Annotated in this window: 21 protein-coding genes; 8 read left to right on the top strand and 13 right to left on the bottom strand. The window is 56.9% G+C overall.

Annotated elements, in window-relative coordinates; translation table 11 throughout:
- Nucleotides 1-205 precede the first annotated feature (205 nt).
- Genes P4L78_RS14255 through P4L78_RS14245 form a run of 3 tightly spaced genes read left to right on the top strand, consistent with a single transcriptional unit; the run spans nucleotide 206 to nucleotide 4066 of the window.
- A complete protein-coding gene (locus tag P4L78_RS14255; RefSeq protein ID WP_283149652.1) occupies nucleotides 206-1117 on the top strand; it encodes a MoxR family ATPase in 912 nt (303 codons plus the stop codon).
- 13 nt (nucleotides 1118-1130) lie between these two features.
- Complete coding sequence (locus tag P4L78_RS14250) at nucleotides 1131-2114, top strand: DUF58 domain-containing protein (RefSeq protein WP_309328566.1); 984 nt, start codon at nucleotides 1131-1133, stop codon at nucleotides 2112-2114.
- Nucleotides 2111-4066, top strand: coding sequence for a DUF3488 and transglutaminase-like domain-containing protein (locus tag P4L78_RS14245; protein ID WP_309328565.1), 1956 nt, complete (start codon nucleotides 2111-2113; stop codon nucleotides 4064-4066). The genes P4L78_RS14250 and P4L78_RS14245 overlap by 4 nt, the downstream gene beginning before the upstream one ends.
- Nucleotides 4067-4079: 13 nt before the next feature.
- Here the strand turns inward: P4L78_RS14245 and P4L78_RS14240 are convergent, their stop codons facing one another.
- Nucleotides 4080-4658, bottom strand: a complete 579-nt coding sequence (locus P4L78_RS14240; protein WP_309328564.1) for a GNAT family N-acetyltransferase — start codon at nucleotides 4656-4658, stop codon at nucleotides 4080-4082.
- 223 nt (nucleotides 4659-4881) lie between these two features.
- Between P4L78_RS14240 and hemH the strand changes: the two genes are divergently transcribed.
- The 3 genes from hemH (at nucleotide 4882) to P4L78_RS14225 (ending at nucleotide 8180) form a co-directional block, all read left to right on the top strand.
- Nucleotides 4882-6000 (top strand): ferrochelatase, encoded by a 1119-nt coding sequence (gene hemH / locus P4L78_RS14235; protein ID WP_309328563.1) that lies wholly within the window; start codon nucleotides 4882-4884, stop codon nucleotides 5998-6000.
- 82 nt (nucleotides 6001-6082) lie between these two features.
- Nucleotides 6083-6778, top strand: a complete 696-nt coding sequence (locus P4L78_RS14230; RefSeq protein WP_283149657.1) for a response regulator transcription factor — start codon at nucleotides 6083-6085, stop codon at nucleotides 6776-6778.
- Nucleotides 6768-8180: a sensor histidine kinase gene (locus P4L78_RS14225; protein WP_283151467.1), complete on the top strand. Its 1413-nt coding sequence runs from the start codon at nucleotides 6768-6770 to the stop codon at nucleotides 8178-8180. The genes P4L78_RS14230 and P4L78_RS14225 overlap by 11 nt, the downstream gene beginning before the upstream one ends.
- Before the next feature lie 21 nt (nucleotides 8181-8201).
- On the opposite strand, the gene gspK is transcribed toward P4L78_RS14225, so the two are convergent.
- From gspK to purU, 8 genes are read right to left on the bottom strand one after another with little or no spacing between them, the layout of a single operon-like run.
- A complete protein-coding gene (gene gspK / locus P4L78_RS14220; protein ID WP_309328562.1) occupies nucleotides 8202-9119 on the bottom strand; it encodes a type II secretion system minor pseudopilin GspK in 918 nt (305 codons plus the stop codon).
- A gap of 44 nt (nucleotides 9120-9163) precedes the next feature.
- Entirely contained in the window at nucleotides 9164-9751 is a 588-nt protein-coding gene (gene gspJ, locus P4L78_RS14215; RefSeq protein WP_309328561.1) for a type II secretion system minor pseudopilin GspJ, read from the bottom strand.
- Nucleotides 9738-10118, bottom strand: a complete 381-nt coding sequence (gspI, locus tag P4L78_RS14210; protein WP_309328560.1) for a type II secretion system minor pseudopilin GspI — start codon at nucleotides 10116-10118, stop codon at nucleotides 9738-9740. Before gspI ends, gspJ begins: the two co-directional genes overlap by 14 nt.
- Entirely contained in the window at nucleotides 10111-10608 is a 498-nt protein-coding gene (gene gspH, locus P4L78_RS14205) for a type II secretion system minor pseudopilin GspH (RefSeq protein ID WP_283149661.1), read from the bottom strand. The genes gspI and gspH overlap by 8 nt, the downstream gene beginning before the upstream one ends.
- A 15-nt stretch (nucleotides 10609-10623) precedes the next feature.
- On the bottom strand, nucleotides 10624-11076 hold the full coding sequence (gspG, locus tag P4L78_RS14200; RefSeq protein ID WP_283149662.1) for a type II secretion system major pseudopilin GspG: 453 nt from the start codon (nucleotides 11074-11076) through the stop codon (nucleotides 10624-10626).
- An 8-nt stretch (nucleotides 11077-11084) separates the two neighbouring features.
- Entirely contained in the window at nucleotides 11085-12287 is a 1203-nt protein-coding gene (gene gspF, locus P4L78_RS14195; protein ID WP_309328559.1) for a type II secretion system inner membrane protein GspF, read from the bottom strand.
- On the bottom strand, nucleotides 12284-12856 hold the full coding sequence (locus P4L78_RS14190; RefSeq protein WP_309328558.1) for a hypothetical protein: 573 nt from the start codon (nucleotides 12854-12856) through the stop codon (nucleotides 12284-12286). Before P4L78_RS14190 ends, gspF begins: the two co-directional genes overlap by 4 nt.
- A 9-nt stretch (nucleotides 12857-12865) precedes the next feature.
- Nucleotides 12866-13717, bottom strand: coding sequence for a formyltetrahydrofolate deformylase (gene purU / locus P4L78_RS14185; protein WP_283149665.1), 852 nt, complete (start codon nucleotides 13715-13717; stop codon nucleotides 12866-12868).
- A gap of 186 nt (nucleotides 13718-13903) precedes the next feature.
- On the opposite strand from purU, the gene trmL reads away from it, so the two are divergent.
- Nucleotides 13904-14368, top strand: a complete 465-nt coding sequence (trmL, locus tag P4L78_RS14180) for a tRNA (uridine(34)/cytosine(34)/5-carboxymethylaminomethyluridine(34)-2'-O)-methyltransferase TrmL (RefSeq protein WP_309328557.1) — start codon at nucleotides 13904-13906, stop codon at nucleotides 14366-14368.
- Nucleotides 14369-14423: 55 nt separating this feature from the next.
- Here the strand turns inward: trmL and P4L78_RS14175 are convergent, their stop codons facing one another.
- From P4L78_RS14175 to P4L78_RS14160, 4 genes are all read right to left on the bottom strand, one after another.
- Nucleotides 14424-14813, bottom strand: a complete 390-nt coding sequence (locus tag P4L78_RS14175; RefSeq protein WP_309328556.1) for a group II truncated hemoglobin — start codon at nucleotides 14811-14813, stop codon at nucleotides 14424-14426.
- Between the two features lie 2 nt (nucleotides 14814-14815).
- A complete protein-coding gene (gene purT, locus P4L78_RS14170; RefSeq protein WP_309328555.1) occupies nucleotides 14816-16018 on the bottom strand; it encodes a formate-dependent phosphoribosylglycinamide formyltransferase in 1203 nt (400 codons plus the stop codon).
- 200 nt (nucleotides 16019-16218) lie between these two features.
- A complete protein-coding gene (locus P4L78_RS14165) occupies nucleotides 16219-16416 on the bottom strand; it encodes a DUF3460 family protein (protein ID WP_283149669.1) in 198 nt (65 codons plus the stop codon).
- 53 nt (nucleotides 16417-16469) lie between these two features.
- A complete protein-coding gene (locus tag P4L78_RS14160) occupies nucleotides 16470-17258 on the bottom strand; it encodes an inositol monophosphatase family protein (RefSeq protein WP_309328554.1) in 789 nt (262 codons plus the stop codon).
- Nucleotides 17259-17395: 137 nt separating this feature from the next.
- Between P4L78_RS14160 and bfr the strand changes: the two genes are divergently transcribed.
- Nucleotides 17396-17866 (top strand): bacterioferritin, encoded by a 471-nt coding sequence (gene bfr, locus P4L78_RS14155; protein WP_283149671.1) that lies wholly within the window; start codon nucleotides 17396-17398, stop codon nucleotides 17864-17866.

Here is a 17866-nt window from a genome sequence, read left to right as displayed (position 1 = left end):
CCGGGACGTATGGGTGCAGAATCGAATTGAGCGGTTCTGATTGCATTGCGCCGCTTGTCCGGGCAGTTTACGCGTTCGCGATGTGCACAGGCAAAGCCAGTGCCATTGGCATAAACTGCGCGCTCAGGCATAAAACAATAATCAGTAGCTCCACATCGCTGGCCAGCCGTCCAGCATCATTGACCCGCTCCAATCAGAGAACTGCATGCTCCAGCCTTTTCTCGCAACACTGAACCAGTTGAACACGCTCATTCTGGGCAAGGAAAACCAGGTGCGGCTGGCGCTGGCGTGCCTGCTGGCCCGGGGCCACCTGTTATTTGAAGATGTGCCCGGTGTTGGTAAAACCACGCTGACTCACGCGCTGGCCAGTTCATTGGGTTTGCAGTTTCAGCGCGTGCAATTCACCAGCGATCTGTTGCCCGCCGATCTCCTCGGTGTATCGGTGTATGCGCGCGACAGCGAAAGCTTTCGGTTTCATCGCGGCCCGGTGTTTAGCCAGTTGTTGCTGGCCGACGAAATCAATCGCGCTCCACCTAAAACCCAGTCCGCTTTGCTGGAAGCCATGGAAGAAGGCCAGGTCAGCGCCGATGGCGTCACCTACCGCTTGCCCGAGCCGTTTTTTGTGATTGCCACGCAAAACCCGCAACATCAGATTGGCACTTTTCCACTGCCAGAATCGCAGCTGGACCGTTTCTTGATGCGGCTGGAATTGGGCTATCCCAGTCTGGCCGCCGAGCGTGCATTGCTGGCGGGCGAAGATCGTCGCACCTTGCTGGCCGCGCTCAAACCCACCGTCAGCCCGGAACAATTGCTGGAAGCGCAGCAAGCTGTCGCCACGGTGCGGGTATCTCCCGCACTGCTTGATTACGTACAGGCGCTGGCCGCCGCAACCCGCACCAGCGAACGTTTCAGTTACGGCCTGTCGCCGCGTGCTTTGCTGGGCTTGATTGCGGCTGCCCGCGCCTGGGCCTGGCTGGATGGGCGCGACTTCACGCTGCCAGAGGATGTCCAGGCTGTTTTTGCCGCAGTGGCCGGGCATCGCTTGCAAGGCCGTTCCCACGGTCAAACCGACGCCCGCAGCGCACAAGACTTGCTCGCTTCTGTGGCCATTCCTTGAATCTGATAGCGTCATGCTCAAGCTATTGAGGCCATTGCAGCAGCGCGGGCAACGCTGGATGAACCAGCGGCATCCGGCAGTAAGCGGCACTTTGCAACTGCGACAAAACCGCATTTATGTTCTGCCCAGCGGTTTTGGTCTGGCCTACGCGGCTACCTGTGTATTGGTACTGATTGGGGCCATCAATTATCAATTGAGCTTGGCTTATCTGTTTGCGTTTCTGATGCTGGGACTGGGTCACTCGGGCTTGATTCAGGCGTTTCGCAATCTGCTGGGACTAACGCTGAACGCACAACCGGCGCCGGCAGTGTTTGCCGGAGATATGGCGCATTTTCCGGTGCGTCTGGGCGATGCCCGCAAATTTGGCCGCCGAAATCTGCAGCTACGCGCGGTGGGCGGAGTGCCGCAGCAAGTCATCAACATCGCGGCCAGTACCGATATCATGGTCTGGCTTGCGGTACCCGCGGTTCAGCGTGGCTGGTTGCCCTTGCCGCGCGTTACCATTGAAACGCGCTTTCCCACTGGTTGGTGCCGCGCCTGGAGCCACGCCAGCCTGAAAGCAAATTGCCTGGTGTATCCGCGACCGGAAAACAATCCTCCGCCGTGGCCAGATGCATCAGGCAACGAATATGCGGGCCGCCGTCAGCGCTCTGGAGATGATGATTTCGCGGGCTTGCGCCAATACCAGCCGGGCGATGCCATGCGGCAAGTGGCGTGGAAGCAATCGGCCCGGCTGGACTGGCTTGCCGTACGGCTACACGACACACCGCGCTCTTCCATGCAGCATCTACGCTGGGATGACGCGGCGGGGTTGAACGTCGAGGCCCGACTGTCGCGCCTGACCGCTTGGGTATTAAAGGCCGATGCCGCTGGCCTGCCTTATACATTGATGTTGCCAGATCAGGTCATCGCAACCGCCGCTGGCGCCTCGCAGCGTGAGCAGTGTTTGCACGCGCTGGCGTTGTTCGGGCTGGCGCAGTCGCAAGGATCGCCATGACCGCGCAATCCGCCAATTACTCCGCCCCAATGCCACTCCCCCCATTCTATGCACTGGCGGTAGCAGTGCTGGCAGCGCTGGCGCCGGGCTTGCTGGCTTTGCCGCTCTGGCATACGGCCTTGATCATTACGCCCGTGCTCTGGCGCATCTGGCTGGGCCACCGCAACGCGGCCTTACCGCATTTGGTGGTCAGAATTGGCTGGGCATTGCTGCTGTTTGCGTTCGCTTTCATGCAGTACCACACGTTAGTGGGGCGTGAAGGCGGCGTGGCTGTGCTCAGTAGTCTGATTGCAGTGAAATTTCTCGAAACCAAAAATCATCGGGATGTGCGCGTACTCAGCTTGCTCGCGTTTTTTGCCTGCAGTACCGGCTTTCTGGTGTCGCAATCCCCGCTGATGCTGGTTTACACCATCGTGGTGGTGGCCATGATTTGCGGGCAATTGGCTGCGTGGCATCGTGACGACGGCAAGGTCGATATGAGCGATCTGCGGCGGGTTGGGCGCATGTTGCTGGAAGCGCTGCCCATCGCCTTGATTCTGTTTGTGCTGTTCCCACGTTTATCGGGGCCGCTGTGGCACATGCCAGACAATGAACCGCGAGTCCGAACCGGATTGTCGGATGACATGTCGCCCGGCAGTTTTAGCGATCTCACCCAGGACGATAGCGTAGCGTTCCGCGTCGACTTTAACGGCCCCACGCCGCCGCGCTCACAGATGTATTGGCGCGGCCCGGTGATGTCATCATTTGATGGCACCACCTGGCACACCGGTTATGCCGGTGACCCCACGGAAAGCTTCGAAACTGCCGGGTCGGTGTACCGCTACACCATGACGCTGGAACCCCATCAGCGAACATGGCTGCTGGCACTCGATCTACCGGTGCAACTGCCGGAAAACGCCCGGCTCAGCCCCACTCTGCAAGCGCTGTCGCGCACACCGGTAACTGAACGCCAGCGTTTTGCCTTTGCCAGCAGCACCCACTGGCGCACCCAAGGCGACAGCGAGCGTAGCCTGGCCCGCAATCTGGCTATTCCGCCCAATATCAATCCGCAGGCTCGTGCGCTGGCGGCCAATTGGCTGCGCTTGCCACCGGCACAACGTGTCGCCGCTGCCATGCGTTTTTTGCGGGACGGGCACTATCAATACACGCTTGCTCCGCCGCTGCTGACCAGTGTTAACCGGATTGACCAGTTGCTATTTGAAACCCGCGCCGGTTTTTGTGAGCACTATGCTGGCGCGTTCACTTTTTTGATGCGGGCGGCAGGCGTACCAGCACGGGTGGTCGGCGGTTATCTGGGCGGTGAATACAATCGCACCGGTAACTACTGGATCATCCGACAAGCCAGCGCGCACGCCTGGAGCGAAGTCTGGCTACCCGGCCAGGGCTGGCAGCGCGTTGACCCGACCTCAATGGTTGCGCCTGACCGTATTAATCGTGGCTTGGCAGAAAGCGTGCCCAGCAGCGACCCGCTACCCTTCATGCTGCGGGATGAAGACAGCACACTCGCCCAATTGCGCCTGAATTGGGACGCTGTCATGCACGGTTGGGATACCTGGGTCGTGGGCTATGATGCCCAGCGGCAAATGCAGGTGCTTAACCGGTTGGGTATCGACAATCTGTTGTCGCCCACCTTTGTTGGCTGGCTTTGCGGTGGCTTTGGCGTGTTGCTGCTGATTTATCTGATTGCCGCCAGTGACTGGCGCCGCGCCCGCAAAATCGACGCCGCGCAACGTCATTGGCAATTTTTTCAGAAAAAACTCGCCAAAGCCGGAATATCAGCGCGGGCCAGCGAGGGACCATTAGACTTCGCGCGCCGCGCTGCCCTGAAGCTGCCAGCCCAACAAGGTGAAATTTTCGCGATCGCCAGCCAATATGTCGCTATTCGCTACGGCCCTACCCCTGACGCCCTGCCCGGCTTGATCCGCGCTACACGGCAGTTTAGGGTGCGCTGACCAAGCCTGTTTGTCAGGGCTTGATCGCGGCGTAGACACAGGTATCGCACAGCTCTCCCGTCGGCGTGATCCGTTCATTGCGCATAACACCTTCCAGCGTCATGCCAATTCGCTCGCAGACACGGCGGCTGGGCAAATTGGCTGCGTCACAAAGCGCTTCGACCCGGCGTGCCCCCAAGGTCTCCCATGCCAGACCAAGCAGGGCTCGCGCGGCTTCGCTTACCAGACCCTGCCCTTGTTTGCTGCTGCGACACCAGAAACCAAGTTCGAACTTGGGTACAGCCCAATCCAGGCGGTGCAATCCTGTCGCCAGTACCAGTTCTCCGGTTTCCCGATGCCAGGCCAGCATGGCTAAATCCTTGCGCGCAAGAAAGTCCGCATGGCGTTGTTGGCACCATTCTTCTGAGCTAGCCACAGACGGCTCGGCAACGGCCCAAGGTAAAGAAGCAGGAAATTGGCGCAATGCGGTCAATGACTCGCAAACGGCGGCATAAACAGCGGTGCCGTCGCCTGCCATCGGTGGTCGCAAGATCAAGCGAGAGGTGATGATTTCTGTCGGGATATTCAGGGTAAACGGATCGAGTTTCGGCATTGGCTGGTCGATTCAGGCTCAGTCGTAGAAAATCTTAATGGCTGCCCACTTTAGCATTAACCAAATACCGCAATCTTCAGGCAAAGCATCATCCCGCGAAGGCGCCCCACTCAACAGCAACCCTGCCCGCTGCTATGATGTTCGGCTTGCCTGACGCGTGCCGAGCTAATCCCACTGGTATGCGCACCGTTTTCACACAGCTACAGACAAAGGACGTCGTTTCATGCCCCTTTTTGACAAAGAACCCGAGCACCGCCATGACCAGGTTGCCCGAACAGGGGTTTTGTTGATCAATCTGGGCACGCCTGACGCTGCCACCACCTCTGCCGTGCGACGCTACCTCAAGCAGTTTTTATCTGACCCTCGGGTGGTCGAAATTCCAAGACTGCTATGGCAAATCATTCTGCGACTGTTTGTGCTGACCACCCGCCCCGGCAAATCGGCAGCGAAATATGCGCTGATCTGGAACCGGGACGGCTCGCCCTTGCTGGTATGGAGCCAGAAACAAGCCCGCTTGCTGAAAGGTTATCTGGGAGAGCGCTATGCGCAACGTGGACAAGAAGGCCCGGTTATCGCTTTGGGCATGCGTTATGGCAATCCATCTATTGCCAAGGCGATGGATGAATTAAGAACCGCGGGTTGCGAACGAATCCTGGTCTTGCCGCTCTATCCACAATACGCCGCCAGTACCACCGCCAGCGCTTATGACGCTGTGTTCAAGCAAATGGCGCGTTATCGCAATCCGCCTGAATTGCGACTGGTAAAGTCATATCACGCATATCCTGGATATATCGCAGCGCTGGCAGCACGGGTAAGGCAAAGGTGGAATGAACAAGGGCGCAGCGAGCACCTGATACTCAGTTTTCACGGTCTGCCACGTTATACGCTCGATAAAGGCGACCCTTATTACTGTCATTGCCAGAAAACAGCGCGGTTGCTGGCTCGCGAATTGCAGCTTGAGGAAAGCGAATACACCGTGGCGTTTCAGTCCCGTTTTGGCCGTACTCGCTGGCTGGAGCCGTATACCAGCGTGGTGCTGACCCAATTGGCCAAAGGTGGCGTGAAATCGGTTGACGTGTTTTGCCCTGGATTTGTGGCCGACTGCCTGGAGACACTCGAAGAAATCGCCATGGAAGGCAAACAAACCTTCCTCGCGGCGGGTGGAAAAACGCTGAATCACATTCCTTGCTTGAACGATAACCCGACCTGGATCGCTGCGTTAGCTGACTTTTCGTCGCTGCAACTTACAGCGTGGACGGACGGTACCCTGAATAGCGAGATCCCGCTGGAAGCCGCGAAAATAGCCAATCTACGTGCACAAAAAATGGGCGCGAAACAATAATGAAAAAAATACCTTGGGCAATTTGCCAATACCAGTTACACTCAACGGTAAGCTTAATCTTACAACTCGAAGGAATCCTCCTATGAGCACTCGGCTCTTTCTCGCCGAAGACGATCTCATTCTTGCGGATGCTCTGAAAACCAGTTTGTCACAAGCCGACTTCCAAGTTGACTGTGTCAACGACGGCTCCCTGGCACTGCAGATTCTTCTTCACAATGATTACGATGTAGTGGTTCTGGATATCGGTCTGCCCAACATGGACGGCCTGACAGTGCTTCGTAACATTCGTCAGCACAAACCATCCCTGCCTATTCTTATCCTGACCGCCCTTGACGGTCTGGAAGACCGCGTTGCCGGTCTGGATGCGGGCGCTGATGATTATCTGGCTAAACCTTTCGAATTCGCCGAACTGGAAGCACGTCTGCGCGCTCTGTTGCGTCGCAGCCAGATTCTGCCGCAGTCGGTTCAGCAATTGGGCAATCTGCGTCTGGATCGCGCCGGTCAACGCGCATGGTGTAACGACACTCCTCTCGATCTGTCCGCTCGTGAACTGACCGTACTGGAAATCCTGATGTCGAATATCGACCGCGTGGTGACCAAAGAGCAGATCGTGTCCGAACTGGGCTCTGATAATGCTGAAGTTGGTCTGAACGCGATTGAAGTTTACGTACACCGTCTGCGCAAAAAGCTGGAACCTTGTGGCGTGGTAATCCGGACTATCCGTGGTCTGGGTTATTTGCTGGAAAAGCAGCAACCTCACGCTGTCGATGCAGGCTAAGTACTCCCTCAAACGCCAGCTTTTACTCTGGCTTTTGATTCCCCAGCTGGTTCTATGGCTAGCTGGGGCACTTCTCAGTTTCCAGGTTGCCAATCACTTTGCCAATGAATTGATTGACAACAGCCTCTTGCAAATTGCCAGAGGGCTTTCCCGCCAGATCCGTACGCAAAGTGACGGTCAGGTTGGCGCAGATTTCCCCCAAGCCACCCATTTTCTGCTGGACGACTCGCAAGACGAGCCGTTGCTGTATTCGGTAGAAACGTCCAGCGGCCAGAAAATCCTCAGTAATTTCGATTTCCCGGCACATACCGACACGCTACCTCCCGTTGCCGAGCAACCGGTTTTTCATAACCTGGTCAAGCTACCCAATCCCGTGCGTATGGTTTCGGTGTATTACCCGCTGGGTAATGATGCCAAAGGACAAACCCGCTGGCTGCATGTGCAGGCCGCCAAAAGCCTGGCCCGCCGCAATCATCTCTCTCGCCAGATCATGCTGACCATCGCACTGCCCTTGGGCGGACTGCTGATCGTAATGAGTTTTCTGGTCTGGCTGGGTATCAATCGTGGCTTGCAGCCTTTGAATGGCTTGCAACGACTGGTGGAAAATCGCAACCCCCAGGATCAAGCACCCTTTGAGTTGAGCCACGCGCCGCAAGAATTGCACGCCCTGGCCAAAGCGCTGACCCAATTACTTTCGACTACTCAACAAAGCGTTGCCCGCCAACGCCGCTTTATTGCCGATGCCGCGCACCAGTTGCGCACGCCTCTGGCTGGCCTTAAATCGCAAACCGAACTGGCCATGCGTGAGACTGAACCCGAGCAACTGCGCGCTCGTTTGAATATGGTGCACACCAGCGCCACTCGCAGCATCCATCTGGTAAATCAGTTACTGACGCTAGCACGTTCGGAACCAGGCACCCAAAACGGCATGCCCCGTGTCAAGGTTGATCTGGCCCGGCTGATTCGCGATCTCACTGCCGAATCCGTACCACGCGCCTTGGCGGCAGGTATGGATCTGGGATGCGACACAGCACTGAATGAAGCGGTGATTGAGGGTAACTCAGCGCTATTACGCGAGCTATTTGTAAACCTGGTCGAGAACGCCATCAAGTACATCCCACGCGGCGGCAATATCACGGTGCGGCTCAGCGAAGATACCTCGCGCTACATTGTCGAAGTTGAGGACAATGGCTCCGGCATTCCGGACGATGACAAACCTCGGGTGTTTGAGCGCTTTTACCGACGAGAACAAACCGGTAACGGCTGCGGCCTGGGGATGGCTATCGTCAAGGAAATTGCCGAACGCCACGGTGGGACGGTAGATCTGCTCGACGCCCTGCCACATGGGCTGATCGTACGGGTGGAACTCCCCAAAGAACAACCACTGCCGCCCGCCCACTAACCGCGTAGCCACGTCGGTCGGTTATTCACGCCTGAACCAGACAATGCGCGGGATATCGCTGGTTTTGCGTTCCAGCAAAGCGGCATAGCGCAAAGTCACCCGCCCGAAATGCGCATCCACCTCATTGATGAAATACTGACTTTGCACCGACAGCGCAGCGCTGATAACGCCCGCTTTGGCTGTATCGGGCAATGCTTTGGTAAATTGGCTGATATCCGCGAAATAAGACCCGGCCCGTTTGGCGACTACAGCTTGTGCGTCGGTCACGGACAGACCCGGCACAACCGCCGCCAGCACCTCGGCCTCAGCAAAATTAACGTTCACCGGCGTTACAGCGGGCAGCACCGTCACAAACGGCGTAATGGTGTTGATGACCTCGGGCGTAAATCCTTTCACACGGGTCAGCGAGCCCATATCGGTCAGCCGCTGATTGGCCGCCCGATATGGCGGACTGGCCTGCAGATATTCATTGTCTTCCGCCCCGCCGGGGCTGCGGGTATCGCTATCCGCATCCTCCCAATCGGCCAGTGCATTGACTAGATCCGGCGACAAGGACAACTCCGTGAACAGGCGCTTGCAGGCGGCAATTTCCGCATCATTGGCCTGACCATTGTCGGAAACCAGGTTATTCAGATTGTAGCGGCCGTTCTGTTCCAGCACGCGCCCGCCCACTCGACCGTTTTCCACTGGAATAGCCGGAATGGGGATATTCCATGGCTCCAGCATATGGTCGACCTGATTGTTGCGGAAATCATCTTTCAGTGTCAGCCGCGCCAGGTTCACCGAAGCACGCACAACACCCATAGCCTCGGCTTGATCGAATTGATTTTCGAGTTGCCGAAACCATAAACCCTGCCGCCAGGCGATCCATGCCGCCAATGCAGCAACCAGAGCCGCGAGTGCTACGGCAGTCAGAATGGCAATGCCACGTTGCCGCATGGGCGAGTGAACTGCCGTTTTGGACCGGATTCTTGAGGAGGTTCTCATGGCAATGCGTAGATCCGCTGAATCGAGCCTTGCCCTTCATGTTGCATCACTACCTTGATCGCACGTGGTAAGACATCGGTACCGCCGACCACAGGCCAGGTCGCTTGCCACTGCAAGGAACTATCCATAAAACTCACTTCAAAGCGCTGGACCCGATCCAGCATGACATGAACCTGCGGCTGACTGCGGGGCGCCAGATCGAGACTGTCCCATTGCAGCATTTCCAGTCGACCCTCTTTGAGCCGATATGCCACATGAAACGGTTCACGCTCGCGGTTCATGCGCACCAATTGCAATTGGGGCCAGTCAGGATTGTTAGGCTGGGCGTTACCTTCCAGCGCTGGTTGGGTCAGTCCTGAGCTATCGCGCCAACTACGGTTGGCGGCCTGGGTGACATCGTCATCAAACCGGCCCAGCACCAAGCTAAGTTCACGCCAGCGCGTGGTTTCTGCATCCAGCCGGATTTTGGTGTCCACCATGGTCGACAAACCACGGAAGGCAATCAGCGACATGACCGCGAAAATGGCCATGGCAATGAGGATTTCCAACAAGGTAAAGCCGCGCTTGGTCCTAGATGCGTGCAAGGTAGCTCACCAGAGTTGCCGCGGCATGCTGCGGATCATTTTGCAGATAGACGCTGATTTCCACACGCCGGAACGAGCGATTAGGCGACGCGCCTACTTCAATACGCCAGTTGAACGCTTCGCCCGCCTGGTCTTCTGCACCGGATAACTGCCCGGTTTCCGGAAAATCATGGCGCGCAGTCATTTCGTTCAGGCGATTCTGCGCCACCCACCCGGCCAGCATGCGTGTACGAAAATCAATGGCAGAATCGGTACTGAAACTGGTGGCCTTGAGTGCTGCGGTCAAGGCAATGGCCACGACCGCGAGTGCGACCATGACTTCGATCAGTGTAAAACCGCCAAGTCGGCGAAGATGGTGCTCAAGCATCGGGCTGCACCACATGCGCGTTAACCCGCCCCATGACATCGCCTTCCAGCATCCACTCGCTTTGCCCTAACGTCATTTCCACGGTAAACGGCTGATTCACGCCGGAAGCCTCGAACACAATGCGTTCGCCCAGCCGCAAATCGCGCAGATTGGCCGTTTGTTTGGTCACCCGCAAATTCTCGGGCAACTCGTAGGGTTTGAGCACTTCATGATTGGGAATGGCTTGCCAGTTGTTCTGATCATCTTGCACCCAGAACTGGTAGCCATGACCATCGGTGGACCAGCCGATGGTGCGGCCACCCGCAATGGCTTCATCGCGGGCGTCTTCCAGCACGGCAGCCAGCCGCCGTGCTTCATGCTCGGACACTTGAGCATCAGACTGGCCCAGCTTGACGACGGCTAGCCCCAGAATGATGCCTATCAGCGCCAGCGCGACCAGAATCTCGATCAGAGTAAAACCGCGCTGTATGCGCCGGGCAAGCGTGTTCATCGGTGAAATGGCTGCTTACTGCTGCCAGGAACCGATGTCGGCGTCGTAATTCTCGCCGCCAGCCTGACCGTCTGCGCCGTAGCTCATGACGTCAATCTCGCCATGCAGGCCTGGGTTGAGATAAATGTAATCGTTGCCCCACGGGTCTTTCGGCAGCTTTTCCAGGTAGCCACCGTTTTTCCAGTTGGCTGGTGCCGGGCTGGCCGTTGGCTTTTCAACCAGGGCTTTCAGGCCTTGTTCGGTAGTCGGATAGCGGCCGTTGTCCAGTTTGTAGAGTTTGAGTGCCTGTACGACTGAGCGAATATCCTGCTTGGCGGCGACCACGCGAGCGTCGTTTGGCCGATCCATGATCTTGGGAACAATCAACGCCCCAAGGATGGCCAGAATGGTAATCACCACCAGAATTTCAATCAGGGTAAAGCCGCGCTGGGCGGCACCAGCCGCGCGACGGGATGCTGCTGCAAACATGGAGGACCTCATTTGACCAATTGGTTCATTTCGAAAACAGGAAGCAAAATTGCCAACACAATCAACAACACCACGATACCCATCGCCAGCACCATCATTGGTCCGAGCAAGCTGGTAAAGGTAGCCACGCGGTTTTCCAGTTCCTGACTTTGCTGTGCGGCGGCTTTGTCCAGCATGTATTCCAGCCGGCCCGTGGCTTCGCCGCTGGCAATCAGGTGAATCAATACGGGAGGGAACAACTTGCTCGGTGCCAGGGAACGCGATAACGGTACGCCTTCACGTACCTGGCGAGCAGATTCTTGCACTGCCTCGCGTAGCGGCAGATTGCTGATAACGCCCACCGCGGCCTGCAATGCCTTCAAAAGCGGTACACCACTGCCCACCAGAATCGCCAGGGTGGATGCCAACCGGGCCGTATTGCCTGCCCGCACAAAGCGGCCAAATAGCGGCACCCGCAAACACCATGCATCAAACTTGCGTCGTATGGCTTCTTGTTTGAGTGCCTGCCAGCCACCGACACTGGCACCAATCAGCAACAGCAGGATCAGCCAGCCCCATTGGCGTACGGCGGCGGAGGCCCACAGCATGGCGCGGGTCAGGAACGGCAGTTCGGTTTTGGCGCTCTGAAACACGGTCACCATCTGTGGCACAACCCAGGTCAGCAGCCCGACAATCACCAGCACCGACACGGCCATCACCACTGCGGGATAGACAAACGCCAACGCCACTTTGGAAGCCAGCGCTGCTCGCGATTCCAGATAATCAGCCAGCCGTTGCATGACCGTTGCCGCCCGGCCAGATTCTTCACCAGCGGCTACGATGGTGCGATACAACTCGGGAAAAGCTTTGCCCTGCCGAGCCAGCGCTTGTGACAAGGATGAACCGGCCAGAATCTCGCTGCGCAAAGCGCCAGCCAGTTGTTTCTCGCGTTCGTCTTCGCTTTGTTCGATCAGCACTGCCAAGGCTTGTTCGATGGTGAGACTGGCATCCAGCAACGTAGCAAATTGCCGCGTCCACACCGAAAGCCGCTGCCCACCCAAACCACGGCTGCGCCCCAGACTGGTGGTGCCGGTGGCAATTTCACCTATTTCGCTGACCCACAAGCCTTGGTCGCGCAGTAAAGTGCGGGCGTGTCGTTGCGTGTCGGCTTCAATCATGCCGCGCTTGTTTTCGCCATCCTGGCTAGTCGCTACATAGCGAAAAGCGGTCACAGATCAGTCTCCTCGGCCGGTGGACTCGGCGAAGTTGTTGTGTCGGTAGCAATCCAGCCGAATTCATTGGCCAGAGTCATGGCACCGCCTACCAGCAGCAGCGCCACAGGAATAAAAGACAAAACCGCAATCACCACACTCGTGAGCTTTTGCCCGGTTGCGCCCATAACCGCGCGGATCATGACCACCACGCCGTAGATACCGACTGCCATCAGCCCCAGGCTGCCCACCGGATCGGGCATGGCAGCAAACACGGGCACCAGCAATTGCGGAGTGGAACTCAACACCACCAGTGGAAACAAACTACCCTCAACCGGTTTCTTGTCGATCACCTTGAACCAGAGCATCAGCCACAAAGCAGTCAGAATGGCTTCCAGCCAGTTCACCAAAATGAAGAATCCCAGCCGTATCGGCCACGCTGCCAGAAAGTCATCGTTAGCCCACGCGCCCGCCACCCCAATCAAGGTGAGCCAGAGCGCAGGCAACCACACCGGATAACTGTATTCCGGCAGGGTTTTGCTTCGCAGCAGGGAGACATCAAGCGCGTCGCGCAAGAAACGAGGGATCACTGCGTGGGCTCAGGCAAAGATCACGGTCTTGTTGGCGAACACCAGTACGCGATTTTCCAGGTGCCATTTCACTGCACGCGAGAGCACGATTTTTTCCAGATCGCGCCCTTTGCGGACCAGTTCTTCAACGTCGTCGCGATGCGAAATGCGGATCACGTCTTGTTCGATGATGGGACCATCATCCAGTACTTCTGTTACATAGTGACTGGTGGCGCCAATCAGCTTCACCCCGCGAGCAAACGCGCGATGATAGGGCTTGGCACCGTCAAAGGCAGGCAGAAAACTGTGATGGATGTTGATCACGCGTTGCGGATAGCGCGCGGTAAAGTCATGCGACAACACCTGCATATAACGCGCCAGCACCACCAGATCAACCTGGTTGTCTTCCAGCAACTGGCGTTGCGCGGCTTCAGCCTGGGCTTTGTTGTCTTTGTTAACTTCAATCACGTGATACGGCACACCGTAGAACTCGGTAATTGCACGGCATTCTTCATGATTGGAGATCACCAACGGGATATCGCATGCCAGCTCGCCGCTTTGATGGCGATGTAGCAAATCCACCAGGCAATGGTCGTATTTGGAGACAAAAATCGCCATGCGCTGACGGCGCGTGGTCAGCGCCACTTTCCACTGCATATTGAAGCGATCGGCGATTGGCTGGAAAGCAGGCGCAAAAGAAGCCATATCCAGCGTAAAATCCGTCAGATCCCATTCCACCCGCATCAGAAACAGGTCGTCGGTGACGTCCTGATGCTGGTCCGAATGCACGATATTGGCATTGTAGGTGTAGAGAAAATTGGCAATGGCGGCGGACAGACCTTTACGGTCCGGGCAACTGATCAGCAGTGTGGCGGTATTCATGCAGCGATCCGGTTAGAGCTTTGTTAGCCACTGATTCTAGCAGTAACCACTGTGCCATGGCATGGCGTAGTCATGCCAAACCGGCAATCTGCCTTGTTCTCTCATATTTGTCGTATTTATGCGCCCAACCCGGGCGGCCTTATTGGCGCCATTTAACCTGTCATTTCCGAGCAAAGTCTTTCACGCATGTTCCATATCATTCTGTTTCAGCCGGAAATCCCCCCAAACACCGGCAATGTGATTCGTCTGGCCGCCAATACGGGCTGCACGCTCCATCTGGTCAAGCCGTTAGGCTTTCCGCTGGATGACGCCCGCATGCGCCGCGCCGGGCTGGATTACCATGAGTTCGCCGAGATGCGCGTGCATGAGGATTGGGATGCATTGATTGCAGACTTGGGCGAGGTGCGCATGTTCGCCATGACCACCAAAGGCAGCACCCAGTTTGACAAACTTGCCTTCAAACCCGGTGATGCATTTGTGTTTGGTCCAGAAACGCGCGGCTTGCCGTCTGAGGTGCTGGACCGTTTTGCGCCGGAAAACCGCATTCGCTTGCCGATGTATCCAGACAATCGCAGCCTGAATCTGTCCAACGCCGTCGCGGTGACGGTATTCGAGGCCTGGCGCCAGAACGGGTACGCCGGCGGCGCGTAAAAACAAAACCGGGCATATAGCCCGGCTTTTTATGCTGATATCAGCAAAGCAACAATCAGCGGTTACGCATGAAATCCGCAGTACGAAAGAACGCATCTTCCAGATGATCGCGTAGTGCTTGTTCCATCGGCTGTTCATCCAAGGCTGTGTACATACACAGCAGCCACTGATCGCGGGCGTCCTCGTCCACAGCAAACGGCATATGGCGCGCTCGCAGCATCGGGTGGCCATATTTTTCAATGAACAACGACGGCCCGCCCAGCCAACCCGAGAGAAACTCAAACAGTTTCTGCCGGATCACCGTCATGTCGCCACCATGCATCTGGCGCAGCGTGGTGACGCGCGGATCGGCATCCATAATGTCGTAGAACCGGTCCACCAGTTTGCGCAATGGTGCTTCGCCGCCCAGCATTTCGTAGGGCGTGAGTTGCTGTACTTCGCTCACACTCAAACCTCGTGCTTCACAGGTTTCACCAGGCTGGCAGCATGCTTGGCCCGATCACGCGCTTCATCTGTATCAGCACCGGCAGCCACCACCACGCCCATGCGGCGACGTTCGAATGCCTCTGGTTTGCCGAACAGGCGCAGATCAACACGGGGTACGGTCAACGCTTGTTCTACGCCTTCAAATGCAATGCCCTGCTCGTTCATCGCACCGTAAATAACAGCGCTGGCGCCTTGTTCACGCAGTGCCACGTCAACCGGCAATTTGAGGATGGCGCGGGCGTGCAATTCAAACTCGGAGAAACGTTGCGTCATCAGCGTAACCAGACCGGTATCGTGCGGGCGCGGGCTGACTTCCGAGAACCAGACATCGTCGCCCTTCACAAACAGTTCCACGCCAAACAGGCCTCGACCGCCCAGATTGCTGGTGATCTTTTGCGCGATATCACGCGAGCGTTCCAGTGCCAGCGGGCTCATCTTTTGCGGCTGCCAACTTTCCACATAATCGCCCTTCACTTGCACATGGCCGATTGGATCGCAGAAGAAGGTTTCGACATTGCCCGAAGCACCCACAGCGCGCACGGTCAGTTCGGTGATCTCGTAATCAAAGTCAATAAAGCCTTCAACAATTACTTTGCCTTGATTCACGCGGCTGCCGCTGGCGGCGTACTCCCAAGCCGGGATCACGTCCGCTTCGGAGCGCAAAGTGGATTGGCCTTTACCGGACGAAGACATCACCGGTTTGACCAGACACGGGAAACCAATCTCCGCGATGGCGGCTTGCATTTCTGCCAACGAACTGGCGAAACGGTACGGCGAAGTCGGCAAACCCAGTTCCTCTGCGGCCAGGCGACGGATGCCTTCGCGATTCATGGTCAGGTTAGTCGCGCGGGCAGTCGGGATTACTTCTGCCAGGCCATCGGCCTCAATGCGCAGCAGTTCCTCGGTGGCAATCGCTTCAATCTCGGGCACGATCAAGTGCGGACGTTCTTGTTCAACCAGCGCGCGCAAGGCGACCGGGTCAGCCATGTTGATTACGTGGCTACGATGTGCGACCTGCATGCCCGGTGCATCGGGATAGCGATCAACGCCGATGACCTCAACGCCCAGACGCTGCAAGGCAATGATGACTTCTTTACCCAGTTCGCCGCAGCCAAGCAGCATGACACGGGTGGCAGAAGGGGAAAGCGGCGTTCCGATACGCATGGGGGCTCCTGAGGCGAACAGTCTGGGCGTCAAATCTGAAGGGCCGAATCTTAACATGCTGGCGCCATGGCCTGACATAGCGGATGCTGACTGGCGCAGGCGACAAGGCTTGATCGCCCCTTCGCCCAGTGGTCGCTCGCAAATCGAATAACAATAAAAAACGCCACTCTATGGTGGCGTTTTTTATTGAACCGGCCAGATCAGTCGGCTTGATACGGATAAGGCTTCTGTTCAATACGCGATGCGTCGTTGCGAGCCGTTTCATCCAGATTGATCGGCGCTTTGTCCCACAGCAATGCACGGCCTTCAAGCTGGCCTTTGGCCACGTCTTGATGCTCGGTCAGATAACCCTGCATGAACTTGGTGAAATCGGAAACGTAGTTGATGTCTTGAGCCATGGATGCGAACGCCGTGTTTGAATTCTGGGTTTGACTGCTTGGAATAGGCGCCATTATACCGGCAAGCTGCGCAGCGCGGGGAGCACCTGTGCATGCAAATCTGCATTGGCCGCCGCCAGCACCCGACCGGCACTACCCAGGCGCAATGGTTCGCCCTGCCAGTCGGTCATTGCGCCACCAGCGCCAATCACCACCGGCGCCAATGCGGCAAAGTCGTGCAGCTTGAGGCCCTCTTCTACCACCACATCCAGCCAGCCAGCGGCCACCTGGCCATACAGATAACCATCACCGCCATACACCGGATAACGGCAGGCCTTGACCAATTCAGCAAACACTTGCGCGCAGGTTTGCAGATGTTCCGGGCCGGTGGTGCCAATGCGCGCGGCAGATACCTCATTGATATCACTGCCGTGAACCGGGCGACCGTTGAGCGTGGTGGGCACGCCGACGCCGCCAATCCAGCGGTCGTTCACAATGGGCTGGTTGATTACGCCCAGCACCGGCTTGCCAAAATGCAGCAGGCCAATCAGCGTGACAAACAAAGGGCGGCCGACAGTGAATGACTTGGTGCCATCAATCGGATCAAGCACCCAGACCCATTCGGCATCGATGTTTTCTTCGCCATGTTCTTCACCAATGATGCCGTCATTGGGGCGCGCAGCACGAATCCGCTCGCGCATGACGCGCTCGGCTTCACGGTCGGCGATGGTGACCGGGCTGTCATCATCTTTGGAGACAATCGAAAATTCGTGGCGGTAATAGCCGCGGATGGTCTGCCCGGAAATATCGGCCAGCTCATGGGCAAGCTGGATCAAATCCTGGGAAATCGGGGTCTGGTTCATGGTGATCTATACCTTTATGGCCTCGGCGCGCAGCCTATCATGATCCATCTAGCGCTGGAAACGGATGAATTATCGCAGTGATCCGCGCACGACTGTTCTAAAATGCAAGGTCAGCCAGACAACAAGAGGAAAGCATCATGCAGGGAAATCCTGATGTGGTGAAAGCACTCAATACGGTGCTCACCAACGAATTGACCGCCATTAACCAGTTTTTTCTGCATGCGCGCATGTACAAAAACTGGGGCTATAAACGGCTGAATGACCATGTTTATCATGAGTCTATCCATGCCATGAAGCGCGCCGACGAACTGATCGAACGGATTCTGTTTCTGGAAGGCCTGCCCAATTTGCAGCAACTGGGCAAGCTGATGATTGGCGAAAATCCGCAGGAGATGTTGTCCTGTGATCTAAAGCTGGTAACCGGATACCTGACCACCCTGCGCCAGGCAATCGAAAACGCCGAGTCTGCTCAGGATTACGTCAGCCGTGATGTATTGACCGAGATGCTGGAAGAAGAAGAAGAGTACCTGGATTGGGTTGAAACCCAACTTGGTCTGATTCCAGAAGTAGGCATTGCCAACTATCTGCAAGCACAGATGGGCGACTGA

The organism is Silvimonas sp. (genome assembly GCF_031291215.1).
Classification (GTDB): Bacteria; Pseudomonadota; Gammaproteobacteria; order Burkholderiales; family Chitinibacteraceae; genus Silvimonas; species Silvimonas soli.
The sequence above is the reverse complement of the archived record's forward strand: the minus strand, read 5'-3'. Positions and strand labels throughout refer to the sequence as shown.